Below are 15,493 nucleotides of genomic sequence, written 5' to 3' on the forward strand. Positions count from 1 at the left end.
TGCTCGCAGAGCATCTCTGCCCCCAATGCCATATGGGCACATTTCAGGTTATGTCCTGATTGCCGGGCTTATTGTTTTCAGGGTGCTCAAGCGTCGAGCGAATCAGCAAATGTGACCAAATGCTCACCCGCACCCACATTCCCGGTTTACCCGCTCGCTGGCGCATCACATAATCGCGCTGAATCCTCCCTGGGAGACGGCCTTGCCAAGCGCAGCCCCTTCATCGTCAGTTTTGCTGGTCCAGCTATCCGACAGCCACCTGTTCGCCGAGGCGGAGGGGGCATTGCTGGGCATGAGTACCCGCGACAGTCTGGAACGAGTCGTCGAGCGGGTGCTGGCCGAGCAGCCGCAGATTGATCTGGTCGTGGCCAGTGGGGATATTTCTCAGGATGGCAGCGTCGAGTCTTATGAGGCGTTTCGCCGGATAAGCGCGCAGATCGCTGCGCCTGCGCGCTGGTTTGCCGGTAATCATGATGAATTGCCGCAGATGGAGCATGTCGCGCAGGGTGAGGGGCTGCTTGATCCGGTTGTGGATATCGGCCAGTGGCGGGTGACGTTGCTGGATTCGGCGGTGCCTGGCTCGGTGCCGGGTTTTCTGGCGAATGAGCAATTGCAGTTGCTGGAGCGGTCGTTGAGTGAGGCGCCTGACCGGCATCATCTGGTTTGTCTGCATCATCATCCGGTGGCTATTGGCTGCGAATGGATGGCGCCCATCGGCCTGCGCAATGCCGATGCGTTGTTTGCGGTGCTGGATCGATTCCCGCAGGTCAAAGCCGTGCTCTGGGGGCATGTGCATCAGGAATTCGACCAGGTGCGCAATGGCGTGCGCCTGCTGGCGTCGCCGTCGACCTGCATTCAGTTTGCGCCGGGCAGCGTGGATTTCAAGGTAGACAACTCGGCACCGGGCTATCGCTGGTTGCGGTTGCACGATGATGGGCGGCTGAAAACCGGTGTGTCCAGGGTGGAGGGCATGCTGTTTGAAGTCGATGAGAGCGGTACTGGCTATTGAATGAGCAGTTCGACACGTTTCCGGTGAGGTGTTGTAGCGTGAGTCCCTGTAAACTACACGGCTTTGCACTGCACCCGGGAGCGACAGCGTGATCAGCGACACACCTGCATTGCTGTATATCCATGGCCTGAACAGTTCGGCCCAGTCAGTAAAGGCCCGCCAACTGATCGCGCTGATGACCTCCTTGGGGCTGGCCGATCGGTTACAAGTCCCTGAACTGCATCACCATCCGCGTCAGGCCATGTTGCAACTCGAGTCGGCCATTGCCGAACTGGGCCGGCCATTACTGGTCGGCAGCTCCCTCGGCGGCTACTATGCGACTCATCTGGCACAGCGCCACGGACTCAAAGCGGTACTGATCAATCCGGCGGTCAACCCGCATCAGCTGTTCGACGGGTTTCTCGGCATGCAGCAGAATCTGTACACCGGCGAGCGGTGGCAACTGACGAAAGATCACATTCAGGCGCTGGCCGAGCTGGAAGTCCCGGCTCCGCAAGACCCGCAGCAGTTTCAGGTGTGGTTGCAGACCGGTGACGAGACGCTCGATTATCGGCGCGCCGAGCAGTTTTACCGCGCTTGCGCCTTGCGTATTCAGGCGGGCGGCGACCACAGCTTTCAGGGGTTTGCCGAGCGCTTGCCTGCGCTGCTTGGTTTTGCCGGGTTTGCGCCCGATCTGCTGCAAAAGATCGACTTGTCAGCGTTGTAGGTGATCGATGCCCGGTCACATGAATGCAAGAACATTGAATCCCTGAAATTTCATGAAAGATTGATAACGAGAACCCATGGCCAATCCCAGCGCTAGCTCTTATAACGCAGACGCCATCGAAGTCCTCTCGGGCCTCGATCCGGTTCGCAAACGTCCGGGCATGTACACCGATACTTCGCGGCCCAATCACCTGGCGCAGGAAGTCATCGACAACAGCGTCGACGAAGCCCTGGCCGGTCATGCACGCTCGGTTCAAGTCATTCTGCACGCCGACAACTCGCTGGAAGTGTCCGACGACGGTCGTGGCATGCCGGTGGACATTCACCCGGAAGAGGGCGTGTCCGGCGTCGAGCTGATCCTCACCAAGCTGCACGCGGGCGGCAAGTTTTCCAACAAGAACTACCAGTTCTCCGGCGGCCTGCACGGCGTGGGCATCTCCGTGGTCAACGCGCTGTCCACCCAGGTCCGGGTGAGGGTCAAGCGTGATGGCAACGAATACGAGATGACCTTCGCCGATGGCTACAAGGCCACCGAGCTGGCTGTCATTGGCACAGTCGGCAAGCGCAATACCGGCACCAGCGTCTATTTCGCGCCCGATCCGAAGTATTTCGATACCCCCAGGTTTTCCGTTAGCCGCCTCAAACACGTGCTCAAGGCCAAGGCTGTGCTGTGCCCCGGCCTGCTGGTCAGCTTTGAAGACAAGGCCACTGGCGAGAAAGTCGAGTGGCATTACGAGGACGGCCTGCGCTCGTATCTGCAGGACTCGGTGACCGAGTTTCTGCGCCTGCCGGACGAGCCGTTCTGCGGCAGTTTTGCCGGTAATAAAGAAGCGGTCGATTGGGCGCTGCTCTGGCTGCCCGAAGGTGGCGACAGTGTTCAGGAAAGCTACGTCAACCTGATCCCGACCGCGCAGGGCGGCACCCACGTCAATGGCTTGCGCCAGGGCTTGCTGGACGCGATGCGCGAGTTCTGCGAGTTCCGCAATCTGCTGCCGCGTGGCGTCAAGCTCGCGCCGGAAGACGTCTGGGAGCGCATCGCTTTCGTGTTGTCGATGAAGATGCAGGAACCGCAGTTTTCCGGTCAGACCAAAGAGCGCCTGTCGTCCCGCGAAGCTGCCGCGTTCGTTTCGGGTGTGGTCAAGGATGCGTTCAGCCTGTGGCTCAACACGCACTCCGAACTGGGCCTGCAACTGGCTGACCTGGCGATCAACAACGCCGGCCGTCGCCTCAAGGCCAGTAAAAAGGTCGAACGCAAACGTATTACCCAAGGGCCGGCCTTGCCGGGCAAGCTGGCCGATTGTGCCGGGCAGGATCCGGCGCGCTCCGAGCTGTTTCTGGTCGAGGGTGATTCCGCCGGAGGCTCGGCCAAACAGGCGCGGGACAAGGAGTTTCAGGCCATCCTGCCGTTGCGCGGCAAGATTCTGAACACTTGGGAAGTGGACGGCGGCGAAGTGCTCGCCAGCCAGGAGGTGCACAACATCGCCGTGGCCATCGGTGTCGATCCGGGCGCAGCCGATATCAGTCAGTTGCGCTACGGCAAGATCTGCATCCTCGCCGACGCCGACTCGGACGGTCTGCACATCGCCACGCTGCTCTGCGCGCTGTTCGTCCAGCACTTCCGCCCGCTGGTGGATGCCGGGCACGTGTACGTTGCCATGCCGCCGCTGTACCGGATCGACCTGGGCAAGGAAATCTATTACGCGCTGGACGAAAGCGAGCGCGACGGGATTCTGGACCGTCTGGTGGCCGAGAAGAAACGCGGCAAACCACAGGTCACCCGATTCAAGGGTCTGGGTGAAATGAACCCGCCACAGCTGCGCGAAACCACCATGGACCCGAATACGCGGCGTCTGGTGCAGCTCACGCTGGATGATTACGCCGCGACTTCGGAAATGATGGACATGCTGCTGGCCAAGAAACGCGCCGGTGACCGCAAGTCCTGGCTTGAATCGAAAGGCAACCTCGCTGAGGTTCTGACTTGATGCGAGCCTGGCGCGCGGCGCTGGTCTGCGCTGCGCTGGCTTCTTCTGTCGTCGCGCCGGTTTTCGCCGCGCCGCTTGAGGCCCTGAAGTTGCAATCCGAGCATCCGGTGGATGGCATGGTGGGCGGTAACCTGTCCGGTCTGGCCATGTGCAATGGTCAGTTGTGGACGGTTTCCGACCGTGACGACAACCTGCTGTACAGCCTTGATGTGTCGGAAAACACCTGGAAGGCCGAGCCGCGTCGTATCGACGTACCGGCACCGCAGAGCTATCTGCCGCTGAACCTTCGCTCGATGGCCGGCCTGTCGGCGCTGGTGCGCGGTGGCAATCTGGATTTCGAAGGGGTCAGTTGTGACGCTGCCGGGAATCGCTACCTGATCAGCGAAGCTTATGGCACGGTGCTCAAGGTTCCGGTCACTGGCGCACCGTCGTGGCTGCCGCTCCCCCAAGCACTGATCGAGCAGGCCCGTGCGCAAGGCATGCTGCAGCACTTCAACGCGATCTTCGAAGGCATCGCGGTGAATGCCGCCGGCGATCGCATCTGGCTGGCCGCCGAACGCGAGAAGCGTGGTTTGCTGGTGGTCAAGCGCGATCAGGAGCAATGGACCTGCGGGAAAAGCTGTGTGCTGCTGTCCGAGTCCGGCCTGGACAATCTGCCGCCGGAGCAGGGCAGCAAGAAGGTTTCCACGGATTTTTCCGATCTGTCGCTGTACAACGGCAAGCTGTTCACGCTGGAGCGCGCGGTGTACCGCATTTGTCGGCGAGACGTTGCGACCGGGCAGATCGAGCGTTGCTGGTCGTTCGCCAAAGAGGCGATGGTGCCGTCGCGCCGTTACGATCAGCCTTATGGCCTGACCGAGGCGCTGGTGGTGGACGAGAGCGGTGCCTGGATCGGTATCGACAATAACTTTGGTGCCCGCGCCGACGGCGAAAAACGCCCGATTGTCTGGCGTTTCGCCGCGCCCAAGGGCGGCTGGAGTGCTGATCAGTGAGTAGCGTGCAGCCCGGCAAACGCGCTGGCAAGGTGCTGATGATTGTTGCCTGGGCGGCGGGTCTGTTTCTGGCAACCCGCTTTTTCGGCAATTGGGAAGACAAGCAGCAAAACCCCAATATGGTGGTGAGTTCGCAACACGGCGACGGTTATATAGAAGTGCAACTGGCTGGTAATCGTCAGGGGCACTTTGTCAGTACCGGCCAGATCAACGGCCGGACGGTGGAGTTCATGATCGACACCGGGGCGACCGACGTCGCCATTCCCGGTGACATGGCTGATAGCCTGGGTCTGAAGCGCGGCTTGCCGGTCACGGTCAGCACTGCCAATGGCAACAGCCAGGGTTTTCGTACCACGCTGGACCGCCTGCAACTGGGCGATATCGTTCTGAGCAACGTGCGTGCTCTGGTAGCGCCTGGCCTGGAAGGCGAGCAAGTGCTGCTGGGCATGAGCGCAATGAAACAACTCGAATTCACACAGCGCGGCGGCAACTTGCTGCTGCGCCAGTCAACGAAATGATGAGGCCCGCATGAGCGACTCCCTTGACCTCAGCCTGGATGGCGTAGAACGCCGATCACTGGCGGACTTCACCGAACAGGCCTACCTCAACTACTCCATGTACGTCATCATGGACCGTGCCCTGCCACACATCGGCGACGGCCTCAAGCCGGTACAGCGACGCATCATCTACGCGATGAGCGAGCTGGGCCTGGGCGCCGATGCCAAGCACAAGAAGTCGGCGCGTACCGTCGGCGACGTGCTCGGCAAGTTTCATCCGCACGGCGACTCGGCCTGTTATGAAGCCATGGTGCTGATGGCTCAGCCGTTCAGCTATCGCTACACGCTGGTGGACGGGCAGGGCAACTGGGGGGCGCCGGATGATCCCAAGTCGTTCGCGGCCATGCGTTACACCGAGGCGCGGCTGTCGCGCTATTCCGAAGTGCTGCTCAGCGAATTGGGCCAGGGCACTGCGGACTGGGTGCCGAACTTCGACGGCACCCTCGATGAGCCGGCGGTTTTGCCGGCGCGTTTGCCGAACATCCTGCTCAATGGCACCACCGGCATTGCGGTCGGCATGGCCACTGACGTCCCGCCTCACAACCTGCGCGAAGTCGCCAGTGCCTGCGTTCATCTGCTGGATGACCCCAAGGCCACGATTCCCGAGCTGTGCGAGCACATCCTCGGGCCGGATTATCCGACCGAAGCGGAGATCATCACCCCGCGCGCCGACCTGCTGAAAATCTACGAGACCGGTCGTGGCTCGGTACGCATGCGGGCGGTTTACCGCATCGAAGATGGCGACATTATTGTTACCTCGTTGCCGCATCAGGTCTCCGGGGCCAAGGTGCTGGAGCAGATCGCCGCGCAGATGCAGGCCAAGAAGCTGCCGATGGTCGCTGACCTGCGTGACGAGTCGGACCACGAAAACCCTTGCCGCATCGTGATCATTCCGCGTTCCAATCGGGTGGAGCTGGACGAACTGATGCAACACTTGTTCGCCACCACGGAGCTGGAATCCAGCTACCGGGTCAACATCAATATCATCGGTCTGGACGGCAAGCCGCAACTCAAGAACCTCAAGACCCTGCTCGGCGAATGGCTGACGTTCCGTATCGGTACTGTGCGGCGGCGTCTGAAATTCCGTCTCGACAAGGTCGAACACCGCCTGCATCTGTTGGACGGTTTGCTCACCGCATACCTGAACCTGGATGAAGTGATCCACATCATCCGGACCGCCGAGCACCCCAAGGCAGAGCTGATTGCCCGCTTTGGCCTGACTGAAATCCAGGCCGACTACATTCTCGACACCCGTCTGCGTCAGTTGGCGCGTCTGGAAGAAATGAAGCTGCGCAGCGAGCAGGATGCGTTGCGCAAGGAACAGGCAAAACTGCTGGCCCTGCTGGGCAGCGAGGCCAAGCTGCGCAAGCTGGTTCGCGCCGAGCTGATCGCTGATGCCGAAACCTATGGCGATGACCGCCGCTCGCCAATCGTTGCTCGCGCCGAAGCCAAGGCGCTGTCCGAGAACGAACTGATGCCGACCGAGCCGGTCACCGTGGTGCTCTCGGAAAAAGGCTGGGTGCGCTGCGCCAAGGGCCATGACATCGACGCCACCGGGCTTTCCTACAAAGCGGGGGATGGCTTCAAGACTTCGTCGATTGGCCGCTCCAACCAGTTTGCGGTGTTTATCGACTCCACCGGGCGCAGTTACTCGGTACCTGCGCATACGCTGCCGTCTGCACGCGGGCAGGGCGAGCCGTTGACCGGCAAACTGCAACCGCCACCGGGCGCGACGTTCGAGTGCGTTCTGATGCCGGAAGACGACGCGCTGTACGTGATTGCGTCCGACGCCGGTTATGGTTTCGTGGTCAAGGGCGAAGACTTGCAGGCCAAGAACAAGGCGGGCAAGGCGCTGTTGAGTCTGCCGGCCGGGGCCAAGGTCATTCTGCCGCGACCTGTGCCGGATCGTGAACAGAACTGGCTGGCCGCGGTGACCACCGAAGGTCGCCTGCTGGTGTTCAAGATCAGCGATCTGCCGCAACTGGGCAAAGGCAAAGGCAACAAGATCATCGGTATTCCGGCCGAGCGGGTGGCCAGTCGCGAGGAATATGTAACCGACCTGGCGGTGATCACGCAGGGCGCTACGCTGGTGCTTCAGGCCGGTAAACGAACCCTTTCGCTCAAACCTGAAGATCTCGAACATTACAAGGGGGAGCGTGGTCGACGGGGTAACAAGCTGCCAAGGGGCTTCCAGCGCGTCGACGCGTTATTGGTGGAAAATAGCTGAAAACATTGATCTGGCACCAGTGTTCTTCGTTTTGCCATGAAGTACGATGCATAATCGCTGGAGTCAGAAAGCATATTCACGGATGATATGAGGTCTTGGGGTGCATGCGTGGCTCAGTGCCTGCATGGGTCTTGAAAGTACTTATACCGTGGCCAGTCTCTGGGCAGCCACTTGGATGGGATGATGAATTTCTTACGCCTTCCCCTGATCTTGCTGATGACCGGCGTTCTGGGTCTGGCTGGTTGCAGTTCGCGCCAGCCGACCGCGCTGTATCAGCTCGATAGCGGTGAGCCTGGTCAGCCGAAACAGAGTAGTGGTCTGGCAGTATTGCTGGGTCCTGTTTCGGTGGCCGACTATCTGCAACGCGAAACCCTTTTGCAACGCCAGCCTGACGGCACCTTGACCGTATCGCCCGACGGGCGCTGGGCGGGCAATCTGTCTTCGGACATCGACCAGTTGCTGCTGCGGCAACTGGCCTGGAAACTGGACAGCCAGCGCGTCGTGATGGCGCCTGCGGTTGCCAATTTCACGCCGGACGTACAGGTCGTATTGTCGATCACCCGTCTGGACTCCGGCGCCAAACAGCCTGCCGTTCTGGATGCGCAATGGCGCCTTCTGGACCGCAAGGGCCATGTTCGGGACAGCCGACTGGTGCACCTCGAACAGGTTCACTCTGGCAGCTCGGCCGATCAGGTCAAGGCGCAAGGCATGCTCCTGCAGCGTCTGGTCGATCAGGTCAGCACGGCCATCAAACCGATTGCCTGGCAGCCACTGGACGAACCAAAGAAAGCCCCTGTCGCCAAGGCCAAAGAGCCCGACAAGCCAAGAATGCCACTGGCATCCCCTATCCGCACCGATCTTGAAGTGTTCCGCTTCTAGGATCGGACCCAACAAGAAGCCCGCAGTGATGCGGGCTTTTTGTTGGGTGTTCAAACGCCTGTCATTCCGCACGCGCTAGCGCTCAACGTTATACCTGAGTGCCCGGCAGTTCGCGGGCAAGCGAAGCGTCGCCCGGTCCGCTCCCACAGCGTGGGAATGCCTTGGGTGACGCTCTGCGTCACAAATCTGTGCCGCGCTGCATGCTTGAGAGCGGACGCCGAGCGTCCAGAGCGCCATGCCCACGCGGAGCATGGGCACAATGGTTTCAGCGAGAGGTGGTGATCAGACTTTGTTGGTCTCGTGCATGCGCGACAGCTGGCGTTCGAGCATTGATGGGTAGGGCTCCATCAGGCGTTCTACGCAGCAGGCGCCTTCCGGGCTGGCGATGGGGCGGATGCGGGCGCGTTGGCGGATCAGCGGGTCGTCGTTGATGCGTCGTTCGACCAGCAGCAGATTGCGACTGTGCTGCGACAGCGCCAATGCATCCTGCGCGGTCTCGGTCAGCAGCAGGTCGATCTGGCTCAGATCGCTCAGGTTTTCACCCATCGTCAGGCCCAGTTGCAGTTGCAAGGTGATGCCGCTGTCGGCGACTTCAATCTGCAAGGCATGGCTCAGTGCCCGCAACAGTTCGCCGCAGCAGATCGCGTTGGTCAGGTAGTCTTCGCCGCTTTCGTGGCTATGGAACAGCATCAGGGTGCTGCCGTCATTCAGGGTGTGCAGCTCTCCATCATATAGAGAAGCCGCTTGATCGAGGCAGTCGCGATAGCGTTGCAGCAGTTCGGTCAGGCGGGCACGCGGCAGGCGGCGCAATTGATCCTGCGCGCCAAGCTGGACAGCCAGCACCGCGCTGTCGTGCGGTTCGCTCTGAACCGCAGCGGCGGCAGCGGGACGGACGGCGGGCGTACTGCTTGACGTGTCACGCAGGTCCGCGAACGGATCTTCCTCGTCTTCTTCATCTTCTTCGGCAACGATGCGGCGCTGTACGGGCGGCGCTGGCAAGCGCGGTTTCGGCTCGCTGGCTGCGGGTGTGCGGGCTGAAACCGTTGGTGCAGGCTTTTCTTCCGGCTCCAGATACGGCTCGTCATCCTCGTCGCTGTCGTATTCGGCGTCAGGCTCGGGCAATGGTTCGGGTTCGGGCTCAGGTGGCGCGAACGACGTGCGCAACTGCCGGGCAAGGTCGCCGATCTCGTCCTGGCGGTCAGTGGCCGGGGTGTACGGGTCGATGTTGCGCAGCCAGATGCGCATCTGCATCAGGGGCGTGGAGATATGACGGCCCAGACGCAAGCTCAGGGCCAGTGCGAGGGCCAGCAGGATACCGGCCAGAATGCCCATGCTTTGCAGGCTGATGGTCATCGGCTGCTGGAACTGCGACATGTCGAGGCTGATGCGCAGATGGCCTGCCATCGTGTCCTGGAAGGTTATCTTGATTTCATACAGCCCCTGCGCCTCACCCAGAATCCCGTTTTTCGGGCGCTGGCCGGCTTCCGCAAGAATGCGGTTGTCGACGCTGTAGATCGCGGCATGCGCGACCAGCGGGTTCTTGACCAGATTGCCCAGCAGCACGTTGAGACTGAGGATGTCGTTGGACACCAACAGCTCGGTGGCCGAGGTGGCGGTCTGGGTCGTCAGGGCCTGCCCCAGCGCATCGGCCTGTTCATGCATGGCCTGCTTGAACTGCAGACCCATGACACCGGCGTAAATCACCAGCGCCAAAGCGACCAGGATCACGTTATGGCTGGCAATGCGCAAAGCAATCGGTATCCGGCGATGACGCAGGGCACGAAAGATGAGCAGGAAGAAATTATCGGTTTTAACGGGCGTTGGCCGGTTCACAGAGCACGGCTCTTTCGGTGAAGTTGTCGCGGAGTATAACGAGCGACCCAGTAGCGGCAAAGCGCTGCCTGTGCCCGATGGTCACTGAATGTGGTTAGAATGCGGTTTTTTTCCACTGCGGGGGTGCGCCTTGCGCGAAATCGTCCTGATTAACATCACTGGTGTCGACCGTCCCGGTCTCACCGCAGCCATCACCGGCGTCCTCGCCCAGGGTGGCGTGAACATTCTCGATATTGGTCAGGCGGTGATCCACGACACCCTGTCGTTCGGCATCCTGGTTGAAATTCCGGATACCGTCGAAGGCTCGTCCGTGCTCAAGGACATCCTCTTCACCGCCTACAAGCTGGACCAGCAGGTGCGCTTCACGGCGGTGTCCGAAGAGGATTATCAGCAGTGGGTCGATGGCCAGGGCAAGGCGCGGCACATTGTGACGCTGCTGACCCGCAAGGTCACCGCCGAGCAATTGCAGTGCGTCAGTGCCATTACCGCCAAATACGGGCTGAACATCGATCAGATCGATCGTCTGTCCGGGCGCATGCCGCTCGACACGCCCGCCGACAAGGGCAAGGGCTGCATCGAGTTCACGGTGCGCGGCGAGCCTGCCGATCCGAAAGCCATGCAGGCCGAGTTTCTTGCCGTGGCGCAGGAGCTGAACGTCGATATCGCCTTCCAGCAGGACTCATTGTTCCGCCGCAATCGACGCCTGGCGGCGTTCGACATGGACTCGACCCTGATCGAAGCTGAGGTGATCGACGAACTGGCCAAGGCCGCGGGCGTCGGCGAGCAGGTTGCCGAGATTACCGAGCGGGCGATGCGTGGCGAGCTGGATTTCAGCGAAAGCTTCAAGGAGCGTCTGGCGCTGCTCAAGGGGCTGGATGTAAGCGTGCTGGACGAAATCGGCGCTTCGCTGCGGCTGACCGAGGGTGCTGAAACGCTGTTTGCCGAACTCAAGCGCCTGGGCTACAAGACCGCGATTCTGTCGGGTGGCTTCACGTATTTTGCCAAACAGCTGCAAGCGAAGCTGGGCATCGATTATGTCTTCGCCAACGAGCTGGAAGTGGTCGATGGCAAGGTCACCGGCGTGGCCGTCGAGCCAATCGTCAATGCCCAGCGCAAGGCAGATCTGCTGCGTGAACTGGCGCACAAGGAAGGCCTGAGCCTTGAACAGACCATCGCGGTCGGTGACGGGGCCAATGATCTGCCGATGCTGGCGATTGCCGGGCTGGGCGTGGCGTTCAGAGCCAAGCCGCTGGTCAGGCAGTCTGCCAAACAGGCGATTTCGACGTTGGGGCTGGACGGCGTGCTGTACCTGCTGGGATTTCGTGATCGTGAGGCGCAGCGTTCGGAGCGCTGATCATGAGTCTCGTTGTAATTCGTTATGGGGTGCGACGCCTACAGCGTGCCCCATAGCGAGTCGAATTCCTGTCCCGGCTTGGGCTTCTCGCTTTCCGCGACCCTTGGCGCGTCGTACATCTGATATTCGAACTGGTTGTAACTGGCGCTGCTGATGCGCCGGTTACTCAATGAGGCGCGTCGTTCCTCGCCATGCACGTTGATCATCACCTTGCTGCCTTCCTGGAACGGCAGGCGCGGGGCGAGCACGGTCGGCGGTTTGTCCATGGCGCGTACTTCCGGCAGCATCAAGGTGCGCAGGTACTGGCTGTTCTGCTGCTCACGAATCAGTTGCATGCCACACGGCTGGGCAAAAGGCGCGATCAGCTCGATGCCCATTTGCGTGCCGCCGCTGCGCACCTGGCGCACCCAGCGCACGATGGCGACGCTCCAGCCTTGCCCGGCATCGTCCTGAATACCGACCAGTTCGCCGGCCTGCAACTGTTGTGGCACTTCTTTCTGCCACGCCAGGCAATAACCGCCGGGGCTGTGATTGACGATGTTCAGGTCAAAAGTCGGGAAGGTGTGCTGACCGTTGGAGAGCGAGTCGCTATCGCCGTCGATCTTCGGGTATTCGATCTCTTCATACGGCAACAGCACGGATGAGGTGTTGCCGCGCTGCGTGTCGAAGGCCGAAGACCACGGGTCATCGTCGGCGTCGTTGGCCATCTTGAGCGAGAAATTCGCAACGCTGGTCGCGCTGTTCAATTGCAGCAGTTCGCTGAACGATTTCTGCCCCGCGACGTAGTAGTGCAGGGCACTCATGCCAATGCACAGCTTCAGCGTGCCCTGCCCGGCGGTGCGCTGAAAAGCACGTTCGGCGACATCGCCCCAGGCCGCTGCCAGATGCTGCAACAGATCGGTATTGATGCCGGTCGGTATCAGCAGCCGTGAAGGCGAGCGTTGATCGTCCGGCAGGGCCAGGTATTGATGGATCGCGTCCGCCAGCCCGGAGGTATTGATGCCGAGCAATCTGGGAATCTGCTCGTCAGTGAACAGCGTGCCATACAGCGGCGGTTTGTCTGCGGTGGTGTCCAGCGCAAACAGGCTGCTTTCCTCGGCGGGGAATTGCAACTTGACCAGCGGGCTCCAGGCTTCCAGCGCATCGGCCAGTTTGCCGATATTCAGCTGGCGCATCTGATTGCAGCGCGAGCAGCCCATTAGCAGGGCAATCACGTAGGTCTGTTCGACGCTCAGCGCTTTGGTGTGGTGAGCCATGGGCTCGTCGATCATGGCGTGGTGCAGGCCGTAATGACGGGCAATCTGATAGATCTGATGAATCTCGAGCCAGAGACCTTCCTGCGCCGGGCAGTAGAGCTGGTTAGCGCGGATCAGCGGTCCGTTGAGGCCGTGCAGGGCGCGTTGCAACGCGGTGCTGAACAAACCGCTCTGATCTTTGCTGTAACGCGCTGCGACCTGCTGGATGATCTGTTTGTAGCCCGTCGCCAGGTGGTTTTGCAGGGCCTGGCACAGGTTGGCGACCTTGCGCGGCCGCTCGTCGAGCACAATGGCCTGGTTAAGAAAGTGGCGTTCGAGGTGCTTGCAGACGAAGTAGACCTCGGGGCGCAACAGTTCAAGCAGTTGCAGGCGGTTATCACTGGGGGTCACCAACTGGTTCAGCTCGGTCAGGCCTTGATACAGCTGGCGCGCCATTTCCCCGAGGTTTGCTTTGGGCAGCCTGGAGATCCAGCGTCTCAGGTCGCGCGGAGTAGCTTCACAGAACGTCAGGCTCGACTGCGTTGGCGTGGGAGCACGCAACAGCAGAGGGAGGCTAAAATTGCTCATGTGAAAGATGGACTCCAACGACTCACTGGAAACGGGCGGCGGCATTGAGCGGGTGACTGCAACGTCGCGCGACTGTCCAGTGTACGCCACGAATGTGCGAAGTATCCTACAGCGCCGAGTGAGTGACTCTACCAGTATCGGTGAAGTCGCGCAGCAAGTGTGGCTTTATGCCAGTTCTGCTCCGATTTGATGCTGTGGGGGCGAGTGTTCAGGCCGCGCCCCGTGTTTTCAGCACTTTTCAGCCATCAGGCTTGTTTCGGAACCGCCAGCGCCTGCCCCATCTGTACGCTGGAGCCGGCTTTCAGCTGCTCGACCCATTTAACCTGGTCTGGCCCGAACAGCACGATGGCCGTGGAACCCAGCTTGAAGCGGCCCATTTCTGCGCCTTTTTCCAGATGGATCGGCGCACGTGCCGCTTCGTCGTAACGGAAAGTCTTGAGTTCACGCTTGGGTGGCGTGACCAGTCCGGCCCAGACCGTCTCGACCGACGCCACGATCATTGCGCCGACCAGCACCACAGCCATTGGCCCGCGCTCGGTGTCGAACAGGCAAACCACTCGTTCGTTACGCGCGAACAGCTCCGGCACGTTTTCAGCGGTGGTCTGGTTGACCGAAAAGATGCGACCCGGCACGTAGACCATTTCACGCAGTGTACCGGCCAGCGGCATGTGTACGCGGTGGTAGTCTTTCGGCGACAGGTAAACGGTGGCGAACTCGCCGCCCATGAATGGCGCAGAAAGCTTCGGATCGCCGCCCAGCAGCTCGAGCACGCTGAAACTGTGACCTTTGGCCTGGAAGATGCGGCCATGATCGATCGGCCCCAGCTGGCTGATGGCACCGTCGGCAGGCGACAGGATCGCGCCGGGCGTGGTGTCCAGCGGGCGTGCATCGGGTTTCAGTGCACGGGTGAAAAACGCGTTGAAGTGCTCGTAAGACGTCAGGTCTTCGACCAGCGCCTGCGACATGTCCACCTGATAGCGGCGGGCGAACCATTCAGTAAAGGCATTCTTGAACCAGCGCACGCGGCATTCGGCGACGCAGCCAGCCAGTCGGGACAGCAAATGGTGCGGCAACAGGTACTGGCTAAGAATAAACAGACGGTCTTTCATCGAGGGCCTTGAATAGGAGTGTCCTGAAAATGAGTGTCCTGAAGGTTTCTGAGACGTGCGGCCTGGTTCGGTGGTGCGAACCGGTTCGACGGCTTCGACTTCGACGACTTCGACTGGCGGGACTGGCTGGGCGGGCTCTACAGGCTCGACGGCCAGTGCAGGCTCTGCCGGGTTTTCCACCGGCGTGTCCGGAAGGTTACCCCATTCGCCCCACGAACCGGCGTACGCCTTGACCCGTGGATAGCCCAACGCTTTCGCCACCAGATAGGTAAAGCCCGAGCGGTGGTGGGTCTGGCAATGGGTGATCACTTCCTTGTCGGGAGTGATGCCCAGGTCACGCAGAATCTGCGGCATGTCCTGACGAATACGCAGGTTGCGCGCCTTGTCCATGCCCTCGGTCCACTCGAAGTTGACGGCGCCGGGAATATGCCCGCCTTTGGCCGCCACCACTTTTTCGCCCGAGTACTCGGTCGGGCCGCGCGCGTCCCAGATTGCCAGGTCGGCTGCGCCCAGACGGCTTTGCAGGTATTCGCGGGTGGCGGTCGGTTCTTCGTGCAGCGTGAAAGCGACCGGGCCGCCTGCAACCGGCGGGACTTCGGTGCTCAGCGGCAGCGATTCTGCTTCCCAGGCCAGCAGGCCTCCGTCCAGATAGTGATAGCGGGTGTGGCCAATGACATCCAGCAGCCAGATGAAACGCCCGGCCCAGCCGCCGCCTTCATCGTCGTAAACAACGTAGACCGCATCGGGATTGTGGCCCAGTTCGCCGAACAGTTGCTCAAGGCCGGCATGCTCCGGCAGCAGGCCGGGCGCCGGTGGCTTGCCCAGTTGTGTGCGTTTCGGGTCGACAAAGCGGGCGCCGCGAATGTGCCCGGCTTCGTAGCGAGCGCTGCTGGTCAGATCCACGAGGATCAGTTCAGGAGCATCAAGGCGCTGAAGCAGATCGTTGGGTTCGATGACCAGCGACAAGCCAGTGAATTCGGACATTTGCAGCCTCCGGTGGAAAGAAAGAGGCGAATTGTACGC

11 protein-coding genes and 1 pseudogene are annotated in these 15,493 nt (G+C 61.0%); 8 read left to right on the plus strand and 4 right to left on the minus strand.

The window, feature by feature from the left end; translation table 11 throughout:
- Nucleotides 1-202 precede the first annotated feature (202 nt).
- From cpdA to BLT55_RS24360, 7 genes are all read left to right on the plus strand, one after another.
- Nucleotides 203-1,009: a 3',5'-cyclic-AMP phosphodiesterase gene (gene cpdA, locus BLT55_RS24330; RefSeq protein WP_074801032.1), complete on the plus strand. Its 807-nt coding sequence runs from the start codon at nucleotides 203-205 to the stop codon at nucleotides 1,007-1,009.
- 88 nt (nucleotides 1,010-1,097) lie between these two features.
- Entirely contained in the window at nucleotides 1,098-1,715 is a 618-nt protein-coding gene (locus BLT55_RS24335) for a YqiA/YcfP family alpha/beta fold hydrolase (protein ID WP_055001562.1), read from the plus strand.
- 76 nt (nucleotides 1,716-1,791) lie between these two features.
- On the plus strand, nucleotides 1,792-3,696 hold the full coding sequence (parE, locus tag BLT55_RS24340; RefSeq protein WP_055001563.1) for a DNA topoisomerase IV subunit B: 1,905 nt from the start codon (nucleotides 1,792-1,794) through the stop codon (nucleotides 3,694-3,696).
- The gene (locus tag BLT55_RS24345; RefSeq protein ID WP_055001564.1) at nucleotides 3,696-4,688 is read left to right on the plus strand and encodes an esterase-like activity of phytase family protein; all 993 of its coding nucleotides are present in this window, start codon (nucleotides 3,696-3,698) and stop codon (nucleotides 4,686-4,688) included. Before parE ends, BLT55_RS24345 begins: the two co-directional genes overlap by 1 nt.
- A 38-nt stretch (nucleotides 4,689-4,726) precedes the next feature.
- Complete coding sequence (locus BLT55_RS24350) at nucleotides 4,727-5,206, plus strand: retropepsin-like aspartic protease family protein (RefSeq protein WP_162234992.1); 480 nt, start codon at nucleotides 4,727-4,729, stop codon at nucleotides 5,204-5,206.
- A 10-nt stretch (nucleotides 5,207-5,216) separates the two neighbouring features.
- Nucleotides 5,217-7,472 (plus strand): DNA topoisomerase IV subunit A, encoded by a 2,256-nt coding sequence (gene parC / locus BLT55_RS24355; RefSeq protein ID WP_055001566.1) that lies wholly within the window; start codon nucleotides 5,217-5,219, stop codon nucleotides 7,470-7,472.
- A gap of 183 nt (nucleotides 7,473-7,655) precedes the next feature.
- Nucleotides 7,656-8,351 carry a PqiC family protein gene (locus BLT55_RS24360; RefSeq protein WP_042913531.1) on the plus strand — a complete coding sequence of 232 codons (696 nt, stop codon included), beginning with the start codon at nucleotides 7,656-7,658 and terminating at the stop codon, nucleotides 8,349-8,351.
- A gap of 282 nt (nucleotides 8,352-8,633) precedes the next feature.
- Here the strand turns inward: BLT55_RS24360 and BLT55_RS24370 are convergent, their stop codons facing one another.
- A complete protein-coding gene (locus tag BLT55_RS24370) occupies nucleotides 8,634-10,184 on the minus strand; it encodes a HAMP domain-containing protein (protein WP_055001567.1) in 1,551 nt (516 codons plus the stop codon).
- Nucleotides 10,185-10,314: 130 nt separating this feature from the next.
- Here BLT55_RS24370 and serB point away from each other — a divergent pair, with 130 nt between their 5' ends.
- Complete coding sequence (gene serB / locus BLT55_RS24375) at nucleotides 10,315-11,538, plus strand: phosphoserine phosphatase SerB (RefSeq protein WP_055001568.1); 1,224 nt, start codon at nucleotides 10,315-10,317, stop codon at nucleotides 11,536-11,538.
- 38 nt (nucleotides 11,539-11,576) lie between these two features.
- Here serB and BLT55_RS24380 read toward each other — a convergent pair whose 3' ends face one another.
- From BLT55_RS24380 to BLT55_RS34070, 3 genes and pseudogenes are all read right to left on the minus strand, one after another.
- A complete protein-coding gene (locus BLT55_RS24380) occupies nucleotides 11,577-13,361 on the minus strand; it encodes a hypothetical protein (RefSeq protein ID WP_055001572.1) in 1,785 nt (594 codons plus the stop codon).
- A 245-nt stretch (nucleotides 13,362-13,606) separates the two neighbouring features.
- Nucleotides 13,607-14,470, minus strand: a complete 864-nt coding sequence (gene asd / locus BLT55_RS34065; protein WP_055001573.1) for an archaetidylserine decarboxylase — start codon at nucleotides 14,468-14,470, stop codon at nucleotides 13,607-13,609.
- 174 nt (nucleotides 14,471-14,644) lie between these two features.
- Nucleotides 14,645-15,454: pseudogene (locus BLT55_RS34070) on the minus strand (rhodanese-like domain-containing protein); the annotation flags it as partial.
- Nucleotides 15,455-15,493: the final 39 nt, after the last annotated feature.

Origin of the sequence: Pseudomonas cannabina, from assembly GCF_900100365.1 — a bacterium.
In the GTDB taxonomy this organism is placed as follows: Bacteria; Pseudomonadota; Gammaproteobacteria; order Pseudomonadales; family Pseudomonadaceae; genus Aquipseudomonas; species Aquipseudomonas cannabina.

Bases quoted from the DNA above. Each gene is read 5' to 3' on its own strand.
- BLT55_RS24350 (WP_162234992.1), top strand. From the start codon at position 4,727: ATGATTGTTGCCTGGGCGGCGGGTCTGTTTCTGGCAACCCGCTTTTTC.
- BLT55_RS24345 (WP_055001564.1), top strand. From the start codon at position 3,696: ATGCGAGCCTGGCGCGCGGCGCTGGTCTGCGCTGCGCTGGCTTCTTCT.
- parC (WP_055001566.1), top strand. From the start codon at position 5,217: ATGAGCGACTCCCTTGACCTCAGCCTGGATGGCGTAGAACGCCGATCA.
- parE (WP_055001563.1), top strand. From the start codon at position 1,792: ATGGCCAATCCCAGCGCTAGCTCTTATAACGCAGACGCCATCGAAGTC.
- BLT55_RS24360 (WP_042913531.1), top strand. From the start codon at position 7,656: ATGAATTTCTTACGCCTTCCCCTGATCTTGCTGATGACCGGCGTTCTG.
- BLT55_RS24380 (WP_055001572.1), bottom strand. From the start codon at position 13,361: ATGAGCAATTTTAGCCTCCCTCTGCTGTTGCGTGCTCCCACGCCAACG.
- asd (WP_055001573.1), bottom strand. From the start codon at position 14,470: ATGAAAGACCGTCTGTTTATTCTTAGCCAGTACCTGTTGCCGCACCAT.